The organism is Streptomyces sp. SJL17-4 (genome assembly GCF_036826855.1).
In the GTDB taxonomy this organism is placed as follows: Bacteria; Actinomycetota; Actinomycetes; order Streptomycetales; family Streptomycetaceae; genus Streptomyces.
Window position 1 is genome coordinate 650,157 of sequence record NZ_CP104578.1, and the last position, 21,806, is coordinate 671,962.

Sequence of the window (21,806 nt, forward strand, 5' to 3'; positions counted from 1 at the left end):
GTGTCGAGCGCAGACGCCCCTGCTCTCCACCACCAGTCGAGCGAACCTCCTTCAGCCTCCTCAGGCGACGCTCGTCGACCGGCGTGACCCAGCGATCCACAGACGGCGAGCGTCTGACAAGGCCTGCTGGGCCGAGCGGGCCGCGATCACCAACCGATCGAGGGAACGCGGCCGTGGCGGGTTTCCACACGATGCCGGTTCAACCTTCAACTGGCTTGCTCTGTAAGGCATATGAGGACCACGGAGGCGCACGCAGCGCATCGATGGGGCGTGAAGGGGGCGCATTCAGAGTGTCGCCGAAGTCGGTCGGCACGGCCGGATACCGGCCGTGCCGACCCGCGCCTCGCCCCGGGCCTCGCAGAAGGCAGTGGCTCCTTACGCAGGGGCCGGGAGGTCCACCAGGGCGGCGATCGCGTCCTGGTGCCGGCCCGTGGAGCCGAGCGCGATCTGGTCCGACTTGGCCCGCTTGAGCGCCAGGTGCGCCGGGTGCTCCCAGGTCATCCCGATCCCGCCGTGCAGCTGCACGCACTCCTCGGCCGCCCGGACGGCGACCTTGGAGCAGTGCGCCTGCGCGACGGCCACGATCAGCGGGGCGTCCGCGCTGCCGGTGGCGAGGGCGTCGGCGGCGGCGCGGGCCGCCGCCCGGGCCCCCACGAGGTCCAGCCAGAGCTGGGCCATGCGGTGCTTGAGCGCCTGGAAGGAGCCCACCGGCCGGTTGAACTGGTGGCGCTCACGGGTGTATCGGACGGTCTCCTCCAGGCACCACTCGGCGAGGCCGAGCTGCTCCGAGGCGAGGAGTCCTGCCCCGGCGAGCAGGCCGCGCCGGACCGCCGCGCGGGCCGCGTCGGGTCCCGCGAGCCGGGCTCCGCTCCCGGCGCCGGTGGTGACCGCGGCCAGGGGACGCGTGAGGTCGAGCGGGGTCTGCGGCTCGACGGTCGCCTCGTCGGCGGGTACGGCGTACAGGCCGTCGGCCCGCAGGACGAGGAACACGTCGGCGGCGGTGGCGTCGGCGACCGCCGCGACCGACTCACCGAGCGGGAGTTCCGCTTCGGGCGCGGTCGACAGCGGTACGGCGAGGACCGCGACCGTGCGGCCGCCCGCCAGCTCCGCGAGGAGTCCGGCCGCCGCGTCGCTCTCCCCCGCCAGGGCTAGCAGGGTCTCGGTGGCCACCACCGCGCTCGTGAGGTAGGGCAGCGGGGTCACCGCGCGGCCCAGCTCCTCCAGGACGACGGCGGCCTCGCGGTGGCTCGCGCCCTGGCCGCCGAGCTTCTCCGGGACGAGCAGTCCGGCGACGCCGATGTCGCCCGCGAGGGACTTCCACAGGCCGGGGACGTAGGGGCTGTCCGTCTCGATCCGGCCGAGCAGGTCCTGGTGGCCGGCCCGGTCGGTGAGCAGGGCGCGAACGGCGGCCCGCAGGTCGTCCTCGGTCTCGGAGTAGAGCAGGTCGAGCGACGGCTCGGCCGTCTCGGTCGTCTCGGTCATCGGGCGAGGTCCTTCCAGGCGACGTCCTTGTCGTTACGGGGCTCGGGCGGCAGGCCCAGGACCCGCTCGGCGACGATGTTGAGCAGCACCTCGCTGGTGCCGCCCTCGATCGAGTTGCCCTTGGACCGCAGATAGCGGTAGCCGGCGTCGCGGCCGGTGAAGTCGACGAGTTCGGGGCGGCGCATCTCCCACTCCCCGTACAACAGGCCCTCGTCACCGAGGAGTTCGACTTCGAGGCCGCTGATGGCCTGGTTGAGGCGGGCGAACGCGAGCTTCATGGCGCTGCCCTCGGGGCCGGGGCGGCCTGCGACGAGCTGCTGGCGGAGCCGTTCCCCGGCGAGCCGGGCGACCTCGGCGTCGACCCAGTGGTCGAGGAGGCGCCGGTGCAGGTCGTGGGTGCGCAGTTCGGGGCGCTCGCGCCAGGTCGTGGCGACCTTCCCGATCATGCCGCCCTCGCGGGGGATACGGGCTCCGCCGATGGAGACCCGTTCGTTCATGAGGGTGGTCTGGGCGACCCGCCAGCCGTCGCCGATCTCGCCGAGGCGGTGGGCGTCGGGGATGCGGACGCCGGTGAGGAAGACCTCGTTGAACTCGGCCTCGCCGGTGATCTGGCGCAGCGGCCGGACCTCGACACCGGGGTCGGTCATGTCGCAGACGAAGTAGGTGATGCCCCGGTGCTTGGGGGCGTCCGGGTCGGTGCGGGCGATGAGGATGGCCCAGCGGGCCGTGTGGGCGCTGGAGGTCCACACCTTCTGCCCGTCCACCACCCAGTCCTCGCCGTCGCGGACGGCCCGGGTGGCGAGCGCGGCGAGGTCGGATCCGGCCCCGGGCTCGCTGAACAGCTGGCACCAGACCTCCTCGCCGACCCACAGCGGGCGGAGGAAGCGCCGCTTGACCTCGTCGGTGCCGTGGGCGAGGACGGTGGGGGCCGCCATGCCGAGGCCGATGCCGATCTTGCGCGGGTCGTTGTCGGGGGCCCCGGCGGCGGCGAGTTCGGCGTCGACGACGGCCTGGAGCGCGCGGGGCGCGTCGAGCCCGCCGAGTCCGACGGGGTAGTGCACCCAGGCGAGGCCGGCGTCGAAACGGGCGCGCAGGAAGTCGGTGCGGTCGGTCGTGGCGGGCGGGTGCTCGTCCAGCAACTTCCTGGTGCGTACGAGGAGTTCCTCGGCGTCGGTCATGCGTGGGCTCCTTCCGGGAGGACGACCAGGCGGCCGGTGGTGGTGCCGTCGGCGACCCGCTGGACGGCGTCCGCCGCGCCCGCGAAGGGGACGCGTTCGCCGATGAGGGGTTTGATGAGGCCCTTGGCCGCATAGGCCGTGAGGGTCTCGTGGCAGCGGCCGATCGAGGCCGGGTCCTTCGCCGCGTAGAGGCCCCAGTGGAGGCCGAGGACGGAGTAGTTCTTCACCAGTGCGTGGTTGAGGGCGGGCGCCGGGACGGTACCGCTCGCGAAACCGACGATCACGATCCGGCCCTCGAAGGCGACGCACTTCGCGGACTGCTGGTAGGCCTCGCCGCCCACGGGGTCGTAGATGACGTCGGCGCCGCGGCCGCCGGCCGCGGCCTTGACGGCGGCGACGACGTCCTCCGAGCGCCGGTCGATCACCACGTCGCAGCCGAGCGCGCGGGCGACGGCGGCCTTCTCCGGTCCGCCGACGACCCCGATGACGGTGGCACCCGCGGCCTTGCCGAGCTGGACGGCGGCGCTGCCGACGCCGCCGGCCGCCGCGTGGACCAGGAGGGTCTCGCCCTCCTGGAGGGCGGCGCGGCGGTGCAGGCCGAACCAGCCGGTCTGGTAGCCGATGTGGAGCGCGGCGGCCTCGGCGTCGTCGAGCGACTCGGGCGCGGGGAGCAGCCCGCGGGCGTCGGCCAGGACGTGGTCGGCGAAGCCGCCGTGCGGGAGGGCGGCGGTGGTGATGACGCGACGGCCGTCCTCGGTCTCGGCGCAGACCTCGACGCCGGGGGTGAAGGGCAGCGGGGGGCGGATCTGGTAGTGGCCGCGGCAGAGCAGCGCGTCGGGGAAGTTGACGTTCGCGGCGCGGACCTTGAGGAGGACCTGGCCGTCGCCGGGCGTGGGCGGTGCCACCTCCTCGCGGCGCATCACCGCGCGCGGTTCCCCGTTCTCGTACACACGCCATGCCTGCATCCGGAAGCCTCCTCCGTACCGAGCGGTCGGTCGCATACTAAGCGGTCGCTTGCTCCCAGGGGAACCACTCAGTCGGACTTCTTCGGGCGGGCGCGGACGTGCATCCGCTCCCCCTGCGGCCCGTACAGGCTCAGGAACTCCACCGGGCCGTCGGTCGTCGGGCCGAACCAGTGCGGGACTCGGGTGTCGAACTCGGCCGCCTCTCCGGGGCCGAGGACGACGTCGTGCTCGCCGAGGACGAGCCTGAGCCTGCCGGAGAGCACGTACAGCCATTCGTAGCCCTCGTGGACGCGCGGCTCCGGCTCCTCCTGCTGCGGCCTCTCCTGGATGACCTTGTACGCCTGGAGGCCGCCGGGCTGCCGGGTCAGCGGGAACATCGTGCGGCCGTGGCGCACGATCGGCTTGGCCCGGATCCGGGGGTCGCCGGTCGCCGGGGCGCCGACCAGTTCGTCGAGCGCGACCTGATGGGCGCGGGCGAGCGGCAGGAGGAGTTCGAGGCTGGGCCTGCGCTGCCCGGACTCCAGCCGGGAGAGGGTGCTCACGGAGATCCCGGTGTCCGCGGAGAGCTCGGCCAGGGTCACCCCGCGGTCGCGGCGGACCCGGCGGAGCCGGGGGCCGACCTCGTTGAGCACGGCGTCGATGCGATCGTCTTCGGTCATACGTCCAGTTTTGCAGAAACGGCAAGCTTGCTTGCTCTTCTCGTGGACTCGGGTGACGCTCGGCCCATGAACGCACACCTGGAGAACACATACGAGGCAGTGGTGGTCGGCGGGGGCGCGGCGGGGCTCAGCGCCGCCCTGGTGCTCGGCCGGTCCCGGCGCCGGACCCTGGTCGTCGACGCCGGCGAGCCGCGGAACGCGCCCACCGCACACATGCAGGGCGTCCTGTCCCGGGACGGCATGAGCCCGGCCGACTATCTGGCGGCCGGCCGGGCCGAGGTCGCCGGGTACGGCGTCGAGCTGCGGACCGGCGAGGTGACGGGCGCGGCAGCGGACGGGGAGGGCGGCTTCGTCCTCACCCTGGCGGACGGGGACACGGTCGGCGCACGGCGGCTCGTCGTCACGACGGGGCTCGTCGACGAGCTCCCCGCGATCGACGGGCTGGCCGAGCGGTGGGGACGGGACGTGCTGCACTGCCCGTACTGCCACGGCTGGGAGGTCCGTGACGAGGCCTTCGGGGTGATCGCGCATCCCACGATGCCCGCGCACCAGGCGCTGATGGTGGCGCACTGGTCGAAGGACGTGACCCTGTTCCTGCACACCTCGGCCGAGCCGTCGGAGCACGAGGCGGCGCTCCTGGACGCGGCGGGCGTCCGGGTCGAGCGGGGCGAGGTGGCGGGCTTCGCGGTGGAGGACGACCGGCTGACCGGGGTGCGGCTCGCCGACGGGCGGACCGTGGCCCGCTCGGTGGTCTTCGCCGCGGCGTCGCGCCTGGCGGCCCGGGACGGGGTGCTGCGGCAGCTCGGCGCGGAGCTGCGCGAGACCCCGTTCGGGGAGTTCGTGGCGGTGGACGAGGTGGGGCGGACGAGCGTGCCGGGCGTGTGGGCGGCCGGGAACGTGACGGGACCGCAGGAACAGGTGGTCAACGCGGTGAGCCGGGGCTACCGCGCCGCCGCCGCGCTCAACAACGAGCTGGTCTTCGGCGACCTGGAGGAGAAGGTGGCCGGTCGGCCGGTCGGATGAACCGCGGCGGTTGAGGCTGCGCCGGGTGGAAGGAGGGGCGAGGATCGGTCGTGGTGGCCGGAAACGGCACCGCATCGGACCTCGGAAGGACGGGACACCTCCCATGCTCGGTACGCAGTTCACCAAGGGCTCTCCCTGCTGGATCGACCTCGGCAGCCCCGACACGGAGGCGGCGGCCGCCTTCTACACCGCCGTCTTCGGCTGGGAGTTCCTCTCGGCGGGTCCCGAAGCCGGCGGCTACGGCTTCTTCCAGCAGGACGGCAGGACGGTCGCCGCACTCGGGCCGCTCACCGAGGAGGGCGCGAGCAGCGCCTGGACCGTGTACTTCCAGACCCCGGACGCGGACGCCACAGCGAAGGACACCGAGTCGGCGGGCGGCACCGTACGCGTCGCGCCGATGGACGTCATGGACGCGGGGCGGATGGGTGCCCTCACCGACCCGGGCGGCGCTCAGTTCGCGATCTGGCAGCCCGGTACGACCAAGGGACTCGACCGGACGTCCTCGACGAACACCCTCGTCTGGGTCGAACTCCACACCGCCGATCCGGAGGGTGCCGTGGCGTTCTACCGGACCCTGTTCGGCTGGCGGTCGGCGGAGATGGACGCCCCCGGCATGAAGTACCGGGTCCTCTCCACCGCCGAAGGCGACCAGCAGGACGCCTCCTTCGGCGGCACCGCCGAACTCCAGGACACGAACGAGGGCCCGCGCTGGATCGTCTACTTCGACGTCGCGGACGCGGACGCGATCGTCACGGCGGCACAGGGCAACGGCGGTTCGGTCCTGATGCCCGCGGCCGACATCCCGGACGTCGGCCGCATCGCCTGGCTCGCCGACCCCTTCGGCGCGGCCTTCGCGGTGCTGAAGCCCGCTCCGATGGGCTGACCGGACAGCACCGTTCCCCCCCGGCGAAAGTCGATTGCCCGATCGGTGCCCGGTGGGTAGCGTCGCCGTTCATGATCCCGACGCTGCGCACCGAACGCCTCCTGCTCGAGCCTTACGTCCCCGCGGACGAGGAGGCCTTCGTGGCGATCTTCCAGGATCCGAAGGTGTCGGCGTGGATGGGTGACGGCGGCCCTGCGCCCGAGGAGGACGACCGGGCTCTGTTCGGGCGGATCTTCACGAAGGTCTACGCCCAGGAGCTGTTCGCCGTCTGGGCCGTGCGCCGGGACGGGGTGCTGGTCGGGCATGCCGAGATCAAGCCGTCCGAGGACGTCGGCGGGCACGAGATCGTCTACGCGCTCGCCACGGCGGCCTGGGGTTCGGGGCTCGGTACGGAGGTGGTCGAGGCCCTCGTGGCCCACGGCTTCGGCACGCTCGGCCTGGCCGAGGTGCACGCCACCGTGGCCGAGCCCAACGTCGCCTCGCTGAAGCTGCTCGGCAAAATCGGATTCGAGCACGTCCGGGACATCACCGAGGACGACGGCAGCACCACCCGCGTACTGACCCGGCGCCCCTGACGGCGGGCCCCCACGTGCCGGCCCGCCGCCCCCGACGACCAAGCCCCGCGCTCCGCTCCGTCAGCGCCCGAAGAGTTCGAAGGCCACCGCCGGGCGGCCGCCGAAGCGGGCGGAGGCCTGGCTCGTCGTCGCGGTGAGGAAGGACCGGACGTACTGCTCCGGGTCCTCGTCCGTCAGCACCTCGATGTAGGCGCGGTGGCAGAGCAGTGAGCGGATCGCGCGGTCCAGGCCCGGGGCGGCGTCCACCGCGTGGGTCGGGGTGCTGGACGCCGCGACCGCCACCCAGCGCACCCCGTTCCAGGGCGCGAGTCCCTCGTCGGCCAGTTCGGGGAAGATCCAGCGGTTGCCCGCGTCCCCGGCCGCGTCGAGCGTGGCCCGGCCCACGGCCACGTGGTCGGGGGTGTTCCAGGGGGCGCCGGGGCTCCCGCCCCAGGTGTCCCGGTGGTTGAGGGTGATGACGAGCTCCGGGCGGTGCCTGCGGATCGCCGCGGCGATGTCGCGGCGCAGCCCGAGCCCGTACTCGATCACACCGTCGCGGTGGTCGAGGAACTCCACCGTGTCCACGCCGACGACCGCGGCGCTGTCCCGCTGCTCCCGCTCGCGCAGCGGACCGCAGGCGTCCGGGGCGATCGTGTCGATGCCGGCCTCACCGCGGGTCGCGAGGACGTAGACCACCTCCTTGCCGGCGTCCGTCCAGGCGGCGACGGCCGCCGCGCAGCCGTACTCCAGGTCGTCGGGGTGGGCGACGACGGCGAGGGCGCGCTGCCAGTCGCCGGGCATCTCCGCGAGGTCCGTGACATCGGTTCCGGTCATGACCGCAGGATACGGGCCGCCTCCGACGCGGTCGGGCGGAACGCTCCGGAAAGGATCACCGAACGCGAGACGTTCCTCGGCCGGTCCGGGTTGAGTCCGCGGCGCACCGCGAGCGCGACCGCGAGCCGCTGGGCGCGGACGAGCGCGGCCACCGGGTCGATCGCGTCGGCCGCGAACAGGGCGCCCGTGGACTCCACTTCGTCCTTCAGTCCCGAGGGTGCGGGACCGAGGCACCACACCAGGCTGGACCGGTCGCTGATGCTGATCGGGCCGTGGCGGTACTCCATCGCCGCGTACGACTCCGTCCAGACGCGGGCCACTTCGCGCAGCTTGAGGGCCGCCTCGTCGGCGAGTCCGACGGTCCAGCCGGTGCCGAGGAACGTGAACTGTCCGCGCCGTTCCCACGCGGCGGGCAGCCGCTCGTAGAGGACGAGCTCGGCGTCGGCGATGGCGGGCCCGAGGTCCACCCCGAGTCCCGCGCGCAGGAGTTGGAGCGCTGTGGTCGCGAACCGGGTCTGGACGACGGAGCGTTCGTCGGCGAACCCCAGGTCGACGACCCGGTCGGCGAGCTGCCCGGCGGGGCTGTCCGGCACGCCGGTGAGGACGAGGGTCGGGAGGCGTCCCGCCGCGCCGGCGAGGAGCTGGACGACCTCCGTGGTGGTGCCGGAGCGGCTGAGGGCCACGATCCGGTCGTAACCGCGCCCGAGCGGCGTGGAGTCGGAGGCGGGGAACGCGTCGGTCTCGCCCGCGCCGAGGGACTCACGCAGCGCCGCGTAGGCGCGGGCGATGAAGTACGAGGTGCCGCAGCCGACCACCGCCACCCGCTCGCCGCGGGCCGGCAGCAGGTCGGCGTCGCGGTCGGCGATCTCGGCGGCGCGGCGCCAGCAGTCGGGCTGGCCGGCGATCTCCGCGCTGACATGGGTGCTCATGTCCGGGTCCTCTCCTCGGAAGGCCCCCGCACGGAGCCCGGACCGAGTTCTACCGGCATCCCTACGTTGCACTCCATGAGCAGAGGCGGCTCACCCCTTGGACTTTTGCGCGCCGCCGGCCGCGCTCGCACCACCCCTGGGTGGTCAGATCTCGTCGCGGGCGAGCGCGAGCAGCCGGTCCAGGACGCGGGGTCCCCCGGCGCGTACCCCGTCGTGCTCGAACTCGTCCGTCACCCAGGTGCGCAGGCCGCGGATCGTGCGCGCGGTGTCCAGGGAGTGGCCGGTGTCCACGTACATGTCGTCGTGGTAGACGGCCGCGGCGACCGGGACCCGGTTGGCGGCCAGGCGCTCGGGGTCGTACAGCGGGGCCCAGTCGGCGCGGGCGGCGAGGAGTTCCGCAGTCTCGCGGAGCGGGCGAAGGGCGGGGTCGGTGGTGAAGTGCCAGGGGTGGACGGTCTCGCCGGTGAAGAGCGGCGGCCGGCCCTCGGAGAGCGCGGTGCGGGCGTCGAACTCGGGGTACTCGGCGCGGACCCGCTCGGCCGCCCAGTCGGTGGGGCCCGTCCCCTGGGCGTAGATGGCCTCGTGGAGCACGGCGTACAGCGGGTGTCCCGCGTACGACAGCTGGGCCTGGACCTGCTCCAGGAAGGCGTCGGCGAGCGCGGGCCCGCCGGGGGTGGGGACGAACGCGCCCTCCAGGAGCAGATGGAGCTGGTGGGTGCCCTCGCCGGAGCCGAGGAGGATGCCGAGGGACTGGAAGGCCTCGGGGGTGAGCCGGCCGCCGCCGGGCAGGGTGACCTCGTGGTCGAGGAGGTGGGCGACGACGGCGCGGGCCCGTTCGGCGTCCTGCGGGTAGCGGGTGTAGTGGGCCTCGTTCTTGCGGCTGATACGGGGGTAGGCGGCGCGGTAGACCTCGTCGGCGGTGGCGTACAGGGAGGGCAGGCCGCCGGTGATCAGGACGCGCTCCAGGCCCTGGGGCGCGGTCGAGAGGTAGTGGGTGGCGCAGAAGCCGCCGAAGCTCTGGCCGAGGACGGTCCAGGGGGCGCCGCCGGTGAGTCGGCGCCGGATGAGCTCGCAGTCCTTGACGATCGAGTCGGCGCGGAAGTGGGCGAGGTAGTCGGCCTGCTCGGCGGGGGTGCCACGGAGCGGCAGCGTCTGGCGGTTGGCGGGGGTCGAGCGGCCGGTGCCCCGCTGGTCGAGGAGGAGGACCCGGAACTCCCGGACGGCCCGGCCGAGCCAGGCCTGCGGACCGATGAACCGGCGGGCGCCGAAGCCGGGACCGCCCTCCAGGTAGACCAGCCAGGGGAGCCGCTCGCGGTCCGGGCCGTCGGTGCCGCTCGCGACGACCTCACGGCCGAAGACCTCGATCCGCTCGCCGTCGGGGCGGGCGTGGTCGAGGGGGACGGGGAAGCGGTGGTCGGTGAGGACGAGTCCCGGCTGCCGGTAGGTGGTCACGCTGTTCCTGCTCCTGTTCGGTACGCCCCCGCCAGGACAGTGGATCACATGGCGGGGGCGTACCGGAGGAGGGGCGTCAGGAGGTCGGGAAGTTGTCCGCCGTCCTGATGCGGTCCCGGATCCAGACGCCGGCGGGCTTCAGCGAGCCGGTGCCCGCCCAGGGGCCGCCGGCGTCGCAGGTGCCGGTCTTGAAGACCGTGCCGCTGCGCTCGTCGTCGGAGAAGTTCCAGTTGACCCAGCTGATCTTCTTGGTGGCCATGAGGTCGAGGAAGCGCTGCGACATCGCGAAGTCGTTGCTGCCCTCGCCGGCGTAGTTCTGGGTGCCGAACTCGGTGACGAAGACGGGCAGCTTGTCGGCGGCGCGGGAGAGGGTGTTCAGGTACTCGTCGCGGTGCGAGAACGCGTAGAAGTGGAAGGTGTACATGATGTTGGTCGCGTTCACCGGGTTGGACACGACCTCGGACTCGTTCGCGCCCTCGGAGACTCCGAACGAGGACCACGCGCGCGTGCCGACGAGGATCGGGGTCTCGGCGTCCTTGGCTCGGATGACCGGGATGAGCTGCTCGGCGTAGCTCTTGATGCGGGACCAGGCGACGCCGCTGGGCTCGTTGGCGATCTCGTACAGCAGATTGGTCTTGGAGCCGTGGCGCTGGGCGATCTCGGTGAAGAAGGTCTTGGCACGGGCGAGGTTGTAGTGCGGGTCGCCCGGGTCGAGCATGTGCCAGTCGACGATCACGTACATGCCGCGCGCGGTGGCCTGCTCGATGAGGGAGTGGGCGAGGTCGGTGTACTTGCGCGGATCGGTCTCGTAGCCCTCCTCCTGGACGTATGTGGAGACGCGCAGGACGTCGGCGTTCCAGTCCTTGGCGAGGGCGTCGAGCGAGCCGCCGGTCAGGCACTGGCTGTACCACTGGGTGCCGTGGCTGGACATGCCGCGCAGCTGGATCGGCTTGTTGTACGTGTTGCAGAGCTTGGTGCCGCAGACCGTGAGCTGGCCGTTGATCGCGGCGGGGGTGGTGCCGGTGGGCGGCGGGGTGGTGGCGTTGTCGACCTTGATCTGGTCGACGTTGGGGCCGCCGTTGGCGGTGGTGGCGGTGGCGCGGATCGTGTTGGCGCCGGCCTTGAGGGTGGTGGTGACGGTGGTGGTCGCCCAGCTGGTCCAGGCGCCGGTGCCGGCGAAGGACTTGCCGGAGGCGGCGACGGCGCCGTTGACGGCGATGTCCATGGGGCGGTCGGTGGTGGTGCCGTTGGCGTAGCGCAGGGTGAGGGTCGCGGTGCCCGCCTGGGCCGCGTTGACGTTCCACTGGACGTAACTGCCGGTGGTGTTGTCGTAGTTGACGAATCCGGTGCCGGTGAATCCGGTGTGGTTGGACTCGACGGCGCCCTGGGAGACGGTGGCCGTCTCCGCCTCGTACGTGACGGGGGCGGCGGTCGCGGTGGGCGGGGTGACGGCGAGGCCGAGGAGCAGGGCGCCGAGGGCGGTTCCGGCGACGCCGAGGCGTCGGACGGTGGGTCGCCCGGCGATTCCGGGGCGGGGTCGTACGGATCGTGCCGAAGTCATGGGGGTCTCCCGGAACGATTGACTGGAAGGAAAGTTTCCTATCGGATGGATAGCAGCCCCCGGTGCGCACCCGCAAGGGGCATGACAAGAACTCAGGGTCAGGTACGTGGGATTGGTTCCCGAACGTGAACCCCGGTTCAGGTGGCCGGAACGAGCTTCTTCTCCTGGAGGTACGCCCGCGCCACGTCCTCCGGGAGGCGCCGCCAGCTGTCCACCTGTTCGTTGAGCAGCCTCAGATCGGCCGTGGTGAGCACCGCGTTGAGGCGGGAGAGCGCGCGGGTGACGCCCTCGCTCCCGGCGCGGGCGCGGTTGACGACGGGGACGATGTTGTCGGCGTTCTGCAGGCGCTTGTCGTCGGCGAGCAGCACGAGCCCGAACTCGTCGAGCGTGGCATCGGTGGTCGTGGTGAGCACCAGCTGGTCCTGGCCGTCCCGGACGGCCTGCTTGGCCGGGGTGGTACCGACGCCCTTGGGGTCGACGGCGGTCACGTCGATGCCGTAGACCTCCCTGAGACCAGGGGCGCAGTACGGGCGGCTCACGCATTCGTCACCCGCCGCGAGGCGTACGGGGAGGCCGGTGGCGCCGAGGTCGCTGAGGGTCTTGAGGCGGTGCTCGGCGGCGAAGGCGGTGGTGACGGCGAAGGCGTTCTGGTCGACGGCTCGGCCCGCGTCGAGGACGGTGAGCCCGCGGGGTGTGGCGAGCCCGCGGAGCGCCTTCATCGTGGCGTCCAGGTCGGGCGAGCCGACGGTCGGTGCGTCGGCCCCGTTGGCCTTGGCGCTCAGCCAGTCGGCGAAGGTCGCCGCGTACTCCGCCACGACATCGATCTGACCGCGCTCCAGGGCCGGTTCGTACAGCTCCCGGTTGGTGACGGAGAGGATCTTCGTACCGTATCCGGCGTCCTCCAGGAGCAGTGCGTACATCTGGGCCAGCAGATCGCTCTCGGTGAAGCCGGCCGAGCCGACGGTCAGATGGCGGCTGTCCCCCGGCGGAGCCGTGACCTCGCCCTGCGCCTCCAGGGAGGGGCCCGCGGCGCAGCCGCCGAGGACGGCGCAGGCCGCCAGGAGGAGGCCGAGGCGGGCGGCCCGGAGCGGCCGCGGCGGTCCGGTCACGTGCCGCTCCTCCGTACGCCGACGGGCGTGAGGCGCCGGACACCCTCGAAGACCCCTTCCACGAGCAGCGCCAGTACGGCGACGAGGCAGGCCCCGGCGACGACCTGCGGGGTGGAGGCGAGGTTGAACCCTGCCGTGATGATCCGGCCGAGCCCGCCTCCGCCGGCGAGCGCGGCGACGGTGGCGGTGGCGACGAGCTGGACGGCGGCGATCCGCACACCGGTCAGGATCAGCGGCAGCGCGAGCGGCACTTCCACCTGGGTCAGGGTCTGGCGGCCCGTCATGCCCATGCCCCGGGCGGCCCGTACGACGTCGGGATCGACGCCCCGCATCCCCACGTGCGCGTTGGTCAGCAACGGCGGGACGGCGAACAGGACGAGCGCGATGATCGTCGGCCACTCTCCGTACGAGCCGATCGGGCTGAGGAGGAGAAGGACGAGGACGGCGAAGGTGGGAACGGCCCGGCCGACGTTGGAGAGGTTCACGGCGAGCGCGCCGCCCTTGCCGAGGTGCCCGAGGACGAGGGCGACGGGCAGGGCGATCGCACAGCTGATGGCGAGGCAGACGACGGTGAGGAAGAGGTGCTCGGCGAGCCGGTGCCCGATGCCGTTCTCGCCGGACCAGTGGGCGGAGGTGGTGAGCCAGGACCAGGCGTCGGCGAGGGTGGTCATACGGCCCGCCCTCGGGTGCGGGAGGTGGTGGTCATGCGGCCCGCCCGCGGGTCGCGGCGGCGGTCATGCGGCCTGCCCGCGGGTCCAGGGGGTGAGCAGGCGTTGCGCGCCGAGCAGGAGCAGGTCGGCGGCGACCGCGATCACGACGCAGAGCACGGAGGCGGTGAGCACCTGGGCCTTGAAGTAGGTGTTCATGCCCGAGTAGATGAGGTTGCCGAGTCCGCCGTGGCCGACGATCGCGCCGATCGTGACGAGGGAGACGGCCGAGACGGTGGCGATCCGGAGCCCGGCCATGGCGGCGGGTACGGCGAGCGGCAGCTCGACCGCGAGCAGGAGCCGGACGGGCCCGTACCCGAGACCGCGGGCGGCCTGGCGGGTCTCCTCGGGGACGGCGCGGAGCCCGGCCAGGATGTTCCGGACGAGGAGGGTGAGGGAGTACAGGACGAGGCCGGCCACGACCAGGGCGGCGGACAGTCCGTACACGGGCAGGAGCAGCGAGAACATCGCGAGCGCCGGAATCGTGTACAGGAGCGTGGTGACCCCGAGGATCGGCCCGGCCGCCGGACGCCACCGGCGGGCGGCGACCGCGAGGGGGAGGGCGAGCACCAGGCCGAGGGCGACGGAGACGGCCGTCAGCTGGAGGTGCTGGACGACGGCGTCGGTGAGGATCTCGCTCCGGGTGGAGAGATAGGCACCGCAGATCCACTCGTTGCGGGCGAGGCAGTCGTCGGGCTGCGCGATCACCCTCCCATTCGAGGCGGTACGGGGCCGGGGCGCACGCGGGCCGGTCCGTTCGGGGGCGGCAACGGCGCCGGAGGGCTACGTCGGCGCCCCGGCAGGCCGCCGGACGGTTGGGTCGGCAGCCGGGCGACGCCGCCGGACAGCTGGGTCGGCGCCTGGTCGACGCCGCCGGACGGCCGGGTCGACATCCGGGCGACGCCGCCGGACGGGCCGGGTCGACATCCGGGCGACGCCGGTCAGCCGCCGCTTTCCTGGAGTACCGCCAGGACGTTGCCCGCTGGGTCCTTGAACCACGCGATGGCCGGTCCGCCGTCGACCCGCACGATGCCCTTCGCGTCGGCCTCGAATCCGTCGTAGCGCTCCAGGGTCACTCCGCGTCCCGTCAGCTCGTCCACGGCCCCGTCGATGTTGTCGACCTGGAAGTTGAGGATCGTGAAGGTGGCGGGGGTGTGGTTGTCCTTCGGGTAGACGAAGACCCGGGCCCCGCCCGCCAGGGTCAGGAAGAGCATCCGCATGTCGCCCTGCCCCTCCTCGCCCACCTCAAGCCCGAGGGTCTCGCCGTAGAAGCGCCGGGCGGCGTCCAGGTCGTCGACCGAGAAACCGCTGAAAGCCGGGGTTTCGCCGAACATGGCGTGCTCCTTTCCGGGGGCCCGTTCCGAGGCACCCCTTCCAGGATCCGCCGAGTGCCCGCCGCCCGCCGCTCAGGGTGACGCGCGCGGGGCGGGCGGGGCGCCCAGGGTGCGATCGGCAGCTGCCGCTCGCGCTCAGGGTGCGATCGGCAGCTGCCGCTTGTGCTCGGTGAGCTCGTAGCGGCGCACGATCGTGGCGAAGGCGGCCTCGGCGATCGGCTTCCCCTCCAGGAAGTCGTCGATGTCGTCGTACGTGACACCGAGGGCGTCCTCGTCGGGCTTGCCCGGGTCGAGGGTCTCCAGGTCGGCCGTGGGGGTCTTCCAGACCAGCTCGGCCGGGGCGCCGAGCTCGGCCGCGACCGCGCGGACGCGCCGCTTGGTCAGTCCGGTGAGCGGGACGACGTCGGCGGCGCCGTCGCCGAACTTGGTGAAGAAGCCGGAGACGGCCTCGGCGGCGTGGTCGGTGCCGACGACGAGCCCGTCGTTGGCTCCGGCGACCGCGTACTGGGCGATCATCCGCTGGCGGGCCTTGATGTTGCCCTGCACGAAGTCCTGGTGGTGGGCGTCACGGAAGCCGACGCCACCGGCGAGGGCGGCGTCGAGGGCCGCGTCGCTCGCGGCCTTGACGTCCACGGTGAGGACCTCGTCGGCGCGGATGAAGCCGAGGGCGGTCTGCGCGTCCTTCTCGTCGGCCTGCACGCCGTACGGCAGGCGCATCGCGAAGAAGGTGGCCTCGTGTCCGGCGGCGCGGGCCCGCTCCACGGCGAGCTGGCAGAGGCGACCGGCCGTGGTGGAGTCGACGCCGCCGCTGATGCCGAGGACGAGGGAGCGCAGACCGGTGGAGGTGAGCCGCTCGGTCAGGAAGGCCACGCGGCGCTCGATCTCGGCCCGCGGGTCGAACGTCTCGGCCACCTGGAGGTCCCGGGCGATCTGCTGCTGGAGGGCGGTGGACGCCGGGTCGGTCACGGAGGTCTCCTCGTCAGGTTCAGGGGCTGCGGAAGTCGACTCTACGCAACCGGGGGCGGGGCGCGCCGCGCTGCCCCCGGCCCCCACCAGCGGCGGGACGGTCCACGGCGCGGCGGCCAGGGCTCGACGGTCCACGACGCGGCGGTCCACGGCGCGGCGGTCCAGGGCTCGACGGTCCACGGCTCGACGGTCCACGGCTCGACGGTTTCCGCCGCCTTCAGGCCCCGGTCGCGTCCGGGGTGCAGAGGACCTCGACCCGCTGGACGAGGTTGTTGGCGAATCCGCCGCGGTTCCAGGGCTCGACGACCGGCTGGACGTTGCCCTCGGCATCGGTGGCCCGCACGGTCAGATGGCGCAGGCCCGGGGTCGCCGTCCAGACGGTGCGCCAGGCGGACCAGGCCCAGGGATGCCCGGCATCCCGTACGAGCTCCGCCTCGGTCCAGACCGCCCCGCCGTCCTCGCTGACCTCGACGCGGGTGACCGGGCCGTGGCCCGACCAGGCGCGGCCGGTGAGCGGAACGGGGCCGGGGCGGACCACCCGGGTCCTGGACATGAAGTCGGGGAATCCGGGCGGCACCATCAGGGCCCTGGGCGCGATGAGGGTGACGGGCGCCCCCGGGTCCTCGGGCTCCTGCCGTACGCGATAGGCCACGGCCTGCTGGAAGCCGGTGTACGGGGTGTCGGTGAGCGTGATGTCGTGGAGCCACTTCACATGGGCCATGCCGTACCAGCCGGGGACGACGAGCCGGAGCGGGCTGCCGTGCTGCGGGGGCAGCGGCGCCCCGTTCATGGCGTACGCGACGAGGACGTCCCGGGCCGGGTCGGCGGCGGTCGTGAGGGGGAGGCTCCGGCGGTAGTCCTGCTCGACGCCCCGCTCGACCCCGTGGTCGGCGCCGGTGAACACCGCCTCGACGGCGTCCTCCGCGATTCCCGCCTCCGCGAGGAGCGCGGCGAGGGGGACGCCGGTCCAGTCGGCGGTTCCGACGGCCTCGACGAGCCAGGGCTGGCTGACCGGCCGGGGCGAGAGCCGGGCGCGGCCGTTCCCGGCGCACTCCAGGGTGACCCGGCGGGTGACGGAGGGCCGGGCGCGGAGCGTGTCCAGGTCGAGGGCGAGGGGCCGCAGCACGCGGCCGCCGACGGTGAGCCGCCAGCCGTCGGCGCCGGTGTCGGGGATGTCGTAGTGGACCAGGACGTAGTGCAGCCCGGGCGGTGTGACGTCGTACCGCAGTGCTTCCAGGGGCAGTCCGTGATTGCGGGCGGCGAGGGCCAGCTCCTGCATGGAGACGCCCTCGTCCGGCCCGGCCACGCGTCCCGGTGTGCTGATGTCACTCAGACCACTCAGGGATCCGTCCATGCCCACATGGTGCGCCCGCGGCCCGGCGCCCGGCACCTTGGGCCCGCCGCCCGGCACCTTCACACGGACCGGCCCCCGGCGCGCCGCCTCAGGTTTGCCGGGGGTCTCCCAGGGCCCGGTCCAGGCCGTCCTGGGGAAGGCCGGTGAGGGCTCGTACGAAGATCTCCTCGTAGGCCGGTTCACCGATCGTGGCGCGGGCGGTGTCCGTGTACTTCTCGTGGAGCGCCCGCAGGCCGGGCAGGCCGCGTCGGGGCTGGCCGGTGGAACGCCAGTACGCCTCTCCCGTGCCCGAGACGTCGGCCGCCCGCGCGCCGTCGCCGGCCGCCGCGAGAGCGGTGGCGAGGACGTCGAGCCCGAGGGCCACCCCCAGGCTCGCGCCGAGTCCTCGCGTGCCCGCGAGCATCGCGCGCGCGTGTCCGGCCGCGCTCGCCGGGTCGCCCTCCAGGAGACCCGTGAGGGCGAGCTGGTACTCCAGGGCCGTCCGGGTCCAGTGCTCGTCCAGCTCCTCGCACAGGTCCCGCAGGGCCAGCGCCCGGTCACGGGCCTCACCGAGCCGGCCGAGGCCCGTCAGGGCGAAGACGCCCACGAGGTGGCAGCGGAGCCGGGCGGCGGAGTCGGCGGCGCCGCCCTGCGCGGCGTCGAGCACATGGCCCACGACGACGTGCGCGGCCATCGGCCGGCCGGTGGTCAGGGCGAGGAGTCCGGCGAGGGCGGCGGCGTCGAGGGTCAGGTCACCGGGGCGGCCGTGGTCGGCCGTGCGCCCGGCCCCGTCGGCGTCCCCGGCGTTCCCCGCGTCCCCGGCGTCTTCCGCGTACTCCGTGCCCTCGGTGTACTCCGTGTACCGGGCCTCCCGGGCACAGCGCTCGCTCACCTCCTGCGCGGGGCCGAACTCCCCCTGGAGTACGAGGGTGACACCGAGCGCCCATAACGCGCGGGCCCGGCTGCGGCCGCGTGCCCCGCTCAGGAGCAGGGCCTGTTCGAGGCCGTCGCGGGCCTCGCGGAGACGGCCCCGGCAGGACCAGGCGAAGGCGACCGAACCGATGAGGTCGAGGGCGGCGTCGGGGTCGGTCCGCAGCAGCCGGTCGAACGCGGTGCGCAGGTCCGTGTGGTGGGCGTCGACGGTCCGGTACCAGCGCAGCTGGCGCGCACCGTGCCATTCCGTCTCCCCCCGGCGCGCGAGCCCCCGGAAGTGCGCGGCGTGCCGGTCGGCGACCGTCCCGGTCTCGCCGGTGCGGTCCAGCCAGGTCGCCCCGTAGGCGCGGATCGTGTCGAGCATCCGCAGTCGGCCGCCCGCGTCCGGCGGGCGGACCACGGAGGCGCGGACGAGCCCGTCGAGGGCTCCCGGCAGCGTCGCCCGGTTCAGCGGGCCGCCGATGCACACGGCGGTCGCCGAGGCCAGGTCGAAGGGGCCGCGGAAGACGGAGAGCCGGGCCCAGAGGAGGCGTTCGAGCGGGGCGCTCAGCTCATGGCTCCAGCCGATGGCGGCCCGCAGGGTCTGATGGCGGCTCGGCCAGACCCGCTCGGTGTGCGCGAGGAGGTCGAAGCGGGCGGAGGGTGGGGTGTCGAAGCGGGTGCCGAGCTGGTCCCGGACGGCTTCGGCGCCCTGGAGGCGGATCTGGGCGGCGGCCAGCTCCAGGGCGAGCGGGATGCCTTCGAGCCGTACGCAGATCTCGCCGGCCGGGCCCGCGGCGGTGAACTCCTCACCCGCGGCCCGGCGGAGCAGCTCCAGGGCGTCGCCCCCGGCGGGCGGCAGCGGGTCGAGGGCGACGACCCGCTCCCCCGCGACGCCGAGGGGACGCCGGCCGGTGGCGAGGACGGTGAGTCCCGGGGCGGCGGCGAGCAGTTCGGTGACGAGCCGTGCGCAGGGTTCGGCGAGGTGCTCGCAGGAGTCGAGGACGAGCAGCAGCCGTTCCTCGGCGAGCCGGCGGCAGAGTCCGGTGGCCGCCATGCCGGGGGTGTGGTCGGAGAGGTCGACGGAGTCGGCGACGAGCGCGACGAGGAGCCGGTCGCCGTCGAGCGGCGTGAGGTCGGTCCACCAGGCACCGTCGGGGTACAGCTCGGCGGCACGGTGCGCGGCGCGCAGCGCGAGCCGGGTCTTCCCGACTCCCCCGACGCCGGTCACGGTGACGAGGCGGTGCTCCGCCAACGCGGCGGACACGCGCTCCAGTTCCGTGCGGCGTCCCACGAAACCGGGGTTCTCGTCCGGCAGATGTCCACGCACGGGAGCAGTCTCCCTCATGAGAGCGACGAACGGGCGGTCGGCACCGGTTCGTTACGCTGCCCGGACCGGAGCGGCGACCCCCTCCCGACCGTCACGATGCCGCACCCCGACCGTCACGGCTACCCCCTTCGACGGTCACGGCTACGCCCCTCGACCGTCACGGCTCCCCCAGGTCGACCGTCACGGCTCCCTCACGTCGACCGTCACGGCTCCCTCGCTTCGGGCCTGACGGCTACCCCTCTTGGACGGTCACGACCACCGAGTGCCATCCCTGCGCCCCGTCGGGCATCGTGCCGGTGCGCTCTTCGGGCTGTGTGGCGCCGGTGCCGTCGGTGGCGCGGGTGGTGAGGGTGTGCCGGCCCGGGGCCGCCCGCCACGGGGACTGCCACTGCCTCCAGGTGTCGCTGCTGTCCTCGGCGGCGAGTTCGGCGTCCTGCCAGGGGCCGTCGTCGATGCGCACCTCGACCCGGCGGATGCCCCGGTGCTGGGCCCAGGCGACCCCGGCGATCATCACGGTGCCCGCTGCGGGGCGGGCGGAGGAGCGGGGGGTGTCGATGCGCGACTGGGTCTTGACGGGGGCCTGGGCGGCCCAGCCGCGCGGGACCCAGTAGGCGTCGTAGGCGGCGAAGGTGGTGAGTTCGATCGACTCGATCCACTTGCAGGCGGAGACGTACCCGTAGAGGCCGGGGACGAGCATGCGGACGGGGAAGCCGTGGGTGAAGGGCAGGGGTTCGCCGTTCATGCCGAAGGCGAGCAGCGCGTCGCGGCCGTCCATGACCTGCTCGACAGGGGTGCCGATGGTCATGCCGTCGACGGAGCGCGCGACGAGCTGGTCGGCGGGTCCGCCTGCGGAGGGCGGCCGGACGCCCGTCTCGCGCAGGAGGTCGGCGAGGGACACGCCGAGCCAGCGGGCGTTGCCGACGTACGGGCCGCCGACCTCGTTGGAGACGCAGGCGAGGGTGATGTCCCGCTCCACGATCCGCCGGGTCATGAGCTCCCGCAGGGTGACGGTGAGCTCCTCGCGGACGCCCATGCCGTGGACGCGCAGCCGCCAGCGGTCGGCGTTGACCCGGGGGACGACGAGCGCGGTGTCGACGCGGTAGAAGTCGCGGTTCGGGGTGACGAAGGGGCTGATGCCGGGGACCCGGAGCTGGGCTCCGGCGGGTACGGGCGGCGCGGGGGACGCGGGCCGGGGCAGGCGCAGGGCCGCGCGGGACGCGGCGGCGTTCTCCTCCACGGGGTTGCCGGCCGCCCTGCCGAGGGCGGCGGCGCCGGTCGCGGCGAGGCCGGCGGAGGCGGCGACGACGAGGAACGTCCGGCGGTCGGCGCGAGCGGCCGCCGATCCCGTACCGGCGCTCCGTGCGAGGAGGCCGGTCAGGGCGTACAGCAGGGTTGCGCCGACGGCGGCGCCCGCCAGTGAGGGCACGGCGTCGAGCGCGGAGTCCGAGTCGGGGCGGGTGACGGCGGCCAGGGCGCCGAGGAGGCCGAACGCGCCGACCGCCGCCGAGCCCAGCAGCCGGTGGCGCAGGGCGAGGAGCCCGATCCCCGCGGCGAGGACCCCGAGGATGACCAGGATGCCGAGCTGGAGAACGGCCTTGTCGCTCTCGCCGAACTCCCGGATCGCCCATTCCTTGACGGCCGTCGGCGTCTGGTCGACGACGGCGCCGCCGACGGCGGTCACGGGACTCGCCTCGGGCCGTGCCCAGTAGGCGGCGAGGTCCGCGACGGCGAGGGAGACGTATCCGGCGAGCAGCCCGCCCACGGCGGCCAGGAGTCGGTCCGTGCGGGTCGGCCCGCGTGGGGGCTCGGAGAGGGTCATGCTCCTCATTCGGCATCGTCGGCGCTTCGGTTGGGTCGATTCACCGGGAAGGGTGACGCCGGTGGTGTCCCGACGCCTACCCCCTGGCCGTCTCATGGCCGCCCGACGTCCGGCTCAGCGAACGGCGCATCCGGTCGAGACCGCGCCGCGCGTGACTCTTCACGGTGCCGAGCGGCATTCCGGTGCGCTCGGCGATCTGGACCTGTGTGAGGTCTCCGTAGAAGGCCATGGCGAGTACCTCGCGTTGTGCGGCGGGAAGTTTGGCGAGTTCGCCGGTGACGACGATCCGGTCGAGGACCGTGTCGTGGTCCGGGGCGGACGCACCGGAGACGGGCAGTCGCGCCCCGGCGGCGGCCACCAGCTCCCGGCGGCGGGTGCGGGCGGAGAGGGTGTCGGCGACCTTCCGCCGGGTGATGCCGACGAGCCAGCCGGGGAACGGCCCGCGCTCCGGCCGGTAGCCGGACCGGCCTCGCCAGGCCGCGAGAAAGACCTGCTGGCCCACGTCCTCGGCCTCCCTGACGTCCCCGAGGCTGCGAGCGGCCAAGGTGTGCACGAGTCCGTGCCACCGGGCGTACGCGGCGGCCAGACAGCGCTCGTCGCCCCGCACGAACCCCTCGGCGAGCTCGCGGTCGGACGGGGCCGGCGCGCCGCTCGGGAGCGACGGCCCGGCGACGGCACCCGGTACGGTCATGGCGACGTGCCTCCTCTGGCCGGGACCGGTGAGGACCGGTCGAGTGCGGGCCCTCGCGGGCCCCCACAAGGCTCCGTCCCGGCAC

General features: G+C 73.7%; 20 protein-coding genes. 3 read left to right on the forward strand and 17 right to left on the reverse strand.

Features of this window, described 5'->3' with window-relative positions:
* Positions 1-375: 375 nt before the first annotated feature.
* From N5875_RS02640 to N5875_RS02655, 4 genes are all read right to left on the reverse strand, one after another.
* Complete coding sequence (locus N5875_RS02640) at positions 376-1,482, reverse strand: acyl-CoA dehydrogenase family protein (RefSeq protein ID WP_318211868.1); 1,107 nt, start codon at positions 1,480-1,482, stop codon at positions 376-378.
* On the reverse strand, positions 1,479-2,660 hold the full coding sequence (locus tag N5875_RS02645; protein ID WP_338491600.1) for an acyl-CoA dehydrogenase family protein: 1,182 nt from the start codon (positions 2,658-2,660) through the stop codon (positions 1,479-1,481). Before N5875_RS02645 ends, N5875_RS02640 begins: the two co-directional genes overlap by 4 nt.
* A complete protein-coding gene (locus N5875_RS02650) occupies positions 2,657-3,625 on the reverse strand; it encodes an NADPH:quinone oxidoreductase family protein (RefSeq protein ID WP_338491601.1) in 969 nt (322 codons plus the stop codon). The genes N5875_RS02645 and N5875_RS02650 overlap by 4 nt, the downstream gene beginning before the upstream one ends.
* A gap of 68 nt (positions 3,626-3,693) precedes the next feature.
* On the reverse strand, positions 3,694-4,284 hold the full coding sequence (locus N5875_RS02655) for an XRE family transcriptional regulator (RefSeq protein ID WP_338491602.1): 591 nt from the start codon (positions 4,282-4,284) through the stop codon (positions 3,694-3,696).
* Between the two features lie 66 nt (positions 4,285-4,350).
* Here N5875_RS02655 and N5875_RS02660 point away from each other — a divergent pair, with 66 nt between their 5' ends.
* The 3 genes from N5875_RS02660 (at position 4,351) to N5875_RS02670 (ending at position 6,765) form a co-directional block, all read left to right on the forward strand.
* Positions 4,351-5,307: an NAD(P)/FAD-dependent oxidoreductase gene (locus tag N5875_RS02660; RefSeq protein ID WP_318211872.1), complete on the forward strand. Its 957-nt coding sequence runs from the start codon at positions 4,351-4,353 to the stop codon at positions 5,305-5,307.
* 103 nt (positions 5,308-5,410) lie between these two features.
* A complete protein-coding gene (locus tag N5875_RS02665) occupies positions 5,411-6,190 on the forward strand; it encodes a VOC family protein (protein WP_318211873.1) in 780 nt (259 codons plus the stop codon).
* Between the two features lie 71 nt (positions 6,191-6,261).
* Positions 6,262-6,765: a GNAT family N-acetyltransferase gene (locus N5875_RS02670; protein WP_338491603.1), complete on the forward strand. Its 504-nt coding sequence runs from the start codon at positions 6,262-6,264 to the stop codon at positions 6,763-6,765.
* A gap of 60 nt (positions 6,766-6,825) precedes the next feature.
* Here N5875_RS02670 and N5875_RS02675 read toward each other — a convergent pair whose 3' ends face one another.
* The 13 genes from N5875_RS02675 to N5875_RS02735 form a co-directional block, all read right to left on the reverse strand.
* On the reverse strand, positions 6,826-7,578 hold the full coding sequence (locus N5875_RS02675; protein WP_338491605.1) for a PIG-L deacetylase family protein: 753 nt from the start codon (positions 7,576-7,578) through the stop codon (positions 6,826-6,828).
* On the reverse strand, positions 7,575-8,507 hold the full coding sequence (locus N5875_RS02680; RefSeq protein ID WP_318211876.1) for an SIS domain-containing protein: 933 nt from the start codon (positions 8,505-8,507) through the stop codon (positions 7,575-7,577). Before N5875_RS02680 ends, N5875_RS02675 begins: the two co-directional genes overlap by 4 nt.
* Positions 8,508-8,651: 144 nt before the next feature.
* Positions 8,652-9,959, reverse strand: coding sequence for an alpha/beta fold hydrolase (locus N5875_RS02685; protein ID WP_338491607.1), 1,308 nt, complete (start codon positions 9,957-9,959; stop codon positions 8,652-8,654).
* Between the two features lie 76 nt (positions 9,960-10,035).
* Positions 10,036-11,520 (reverse strand): cellulase family glycosylhydrolase, encoded by a 1,485-nt coding sequence (locus tag N5875_RS02690; protein WP_338491609.1) that lies wholly within the window; start codon positions 11,518-11,520, stop codon positions 10,036-10,038.
* A gap of 137 nt (positions 11,521-11,657) precedes the next feature.
* Positions 11,658-12,581 carry an ABC transporter substrate-binding protein gene (locus N5875_RS02695; RefSeq protein ID WP_338499059.1) on the reverse strand — a complete coding sequence of 308 codons (924 nt, stop codon included), beginning with the start codon at positions 12,579-12,581 and terminating at the stop codon, positions 11,658-11,660.
* Between the two features lie 44 nt (positions 12,582-12,625).
* On the reverse strand, positions 12,626-13,300 hold the full coding sequence (locus tag N5875_RS02700) for an ABC transporter permease (RefSeq protein ID WP_338491611.1): 675 nt from the start codon (positions 13,298-13,300) through the stop codon (positions 12,626-12,628).
* Positions 13,301-13,363: 63 nt separating this feature from the next.
* Positions 13,364-14,044 (reverse strand): ABC transporter permease, encoded by a 681-nt coding sequence (locus tag N5875_RS02705; protein WP_338491613.1) that lies wholly within the window; start codon positions 14,042-14,044, stop codon positions 13,364-13,366.
* Between the two features lie 233 nt (positions 14,045-14,277).
* Positions 14,278-14,670: a VOC family protein gene (locus N5875_RS02710; RefSeq protein WP_318211881.1), complete on the reverse strand. Its 393-nt coding sequence runs from the start codon at positions 14,668-14,670 to the stop codon at positions 14,278-14,280.
* 135 nt (positions 14,671-14,805) lie between these two features.
* Positions 14,806-15,636, reverse strand: coding sequence for an ammonia-dependent NAD(+) synthetase (gene nadE / locus N5875_RS02715; RefSeq protein ID WP_338491616.1), 831 nt, complete (start codon positions 15,634-15,636; stop codon positions 14,806-14,808).
* A 217-nt stretch (positions 15,637-15,853) separates the two neighbouring features.
* The gene (locus N5875_RS02720) at positions 15,854-16,990 is read right to left on the reverse strand and encodes a sulfite oxidase (protein ID WP_318211883.1); all 1,137 of its coding nucleotides are present in this window, start codon (positions 16,988-16,990) and stop codon (positions 15,854-15,856) included.
* An 88-nt stretch (positions 16,991-17,078) separates the two neighbouring features.
* Positions 17,079-19,211 (reverse strand): regulator, encoded by a 2,133-nt coding sequence (locus tag N5875_RS02725; RefSeq protein ID WP_338491619.1) that lies wholly within the window; start codon positions 19,209-19,211, stop codon positions 17,079-17,081.
* Between the two features lie 232 nt (positions 19,212-19,443).
* Positions 19,444-21,030, reverse strand: a complete 1,587-nt coding sequence (locus N5875_RS02730; protein ID WP_338491621.1) for a molybdopterin-dependent oxidoreductase — start codon at positions 21,028-21,030, stop codon at positions 19,444-19,446.
* Between the two features lie 76 nt (positions 21,031-21,106).
* A complete protein-coding gene (locus N5875_RS02735; protein ID WP_338491623.1) occupies positions 21,107-21,721 on the reverse strand; it encodes a sigma-70 family RNA polymerase sigma factor in 615 nt (204 codons plus the stop codon).
* Positions 21,722-21,806: the final 85 nt, after the last annotated feature.

Coding starts and splice junctions, on each gene's coding strand:
- N5875_RS02650 (WP_338491601.1), bottom strand. CDS start 3,625: ATGCAGGCATGGCGTGTGTACGAGAACGGGGAACCGCGCGCGGTGATG.
- N5875_RS02730 (WP_338491621.1), bottom strand. CDS start 21,030: ATGACCCTCTCCGAGCCCCCACGCGGGCCGACCCGCACGGACCGACTC.
- N5875_RS02710 (WP_318211881.1), bottom strand. CDS start 14,670: ATGTTCGGCGAAACCCCGGCTTTCAGCGGTTTCTCGGTCGACGACCTG.
- N5875_RS02720 (WP_318211883.1), bottom strand. CDS start 16,990: ATGGACGGATCCCTGAGTGGTCTGAGTGACATCAGCACACCGGGACGC.
- N5875_RS02690 (WP_338491609.1), bottom strand. CDS start 11,520: ATGACTTCGGCACGATCCGTACGACCCCGCCCCGGAATCGCCGGGCGA.
- N5875_RS02670 (WP_338491603.1), top strand. CDS start 6,262: ATGATCCCGACGCTGCGCACCGAACGCCTCCTGCTCGAGCCTTACGTC.
- N5875_RS02735 (WP_338491623.1), bottom strand. CDS start 21,721: ATGACCGTACCGGGTGCCGTCGCCGGGCCGTCGCTCCCGAGCGGCGCG.
- N5875_RS02675 (WP_338491605.1), bottom strand. CDS start 7,578: ATGACCGGAACCGATGTCACGGACCTCGCGGAGATGCCCGGCGACTGG.
- N5875_RS02700 (WP_338491611.1), bottom strand. CDS start 13,300: ATGACCACCCTCGCCGACGCCTGGTCCTGGCTCACCACCTCCGCCCAC.
- N5875_RS02660 (WP_318211872.1), top strand. CDS start 4,351: ATGAACGCACACCTGGAGAACACATACGAGGCAGTGGTGGTCGGCGGG.
- N5875_RS02655 (WP_338491602.1), bottom strand. CDS start 4,284: ATGACCGAAGACGATCGCATCGACGCCGTGCTCAACGAGGTCGGCCCC.
- N5875_RS02645 (WP_338491600.1), bottom strand. CDS start 2,660: ATGACCGACGCCGAGGAACTCCTCGTACGCACCAGGAAGTTGCTGGAC.
- N5875_RS02680 (WP_318211876.1), bottom strand. CDS start 8,507: ATGAGCACCCATGTCAGCGCGGAGATCGCCGGCCAGCCCGACTGCTGG.
- N5875_RS02665 (WP_318211873.1), top strand. CDS start 5,411: ATGCTCGGTACGCAGTTCACCAAGGGCTCTCCCTGCTGGATCGACCTC.
- N5875_RS02640 (WP_318211868.1), bottom strand. CDS start 1,482: ATGACCGAGACGACCGAGACGGCCGAGCCGTCGCTCGACCTGCTCTAC.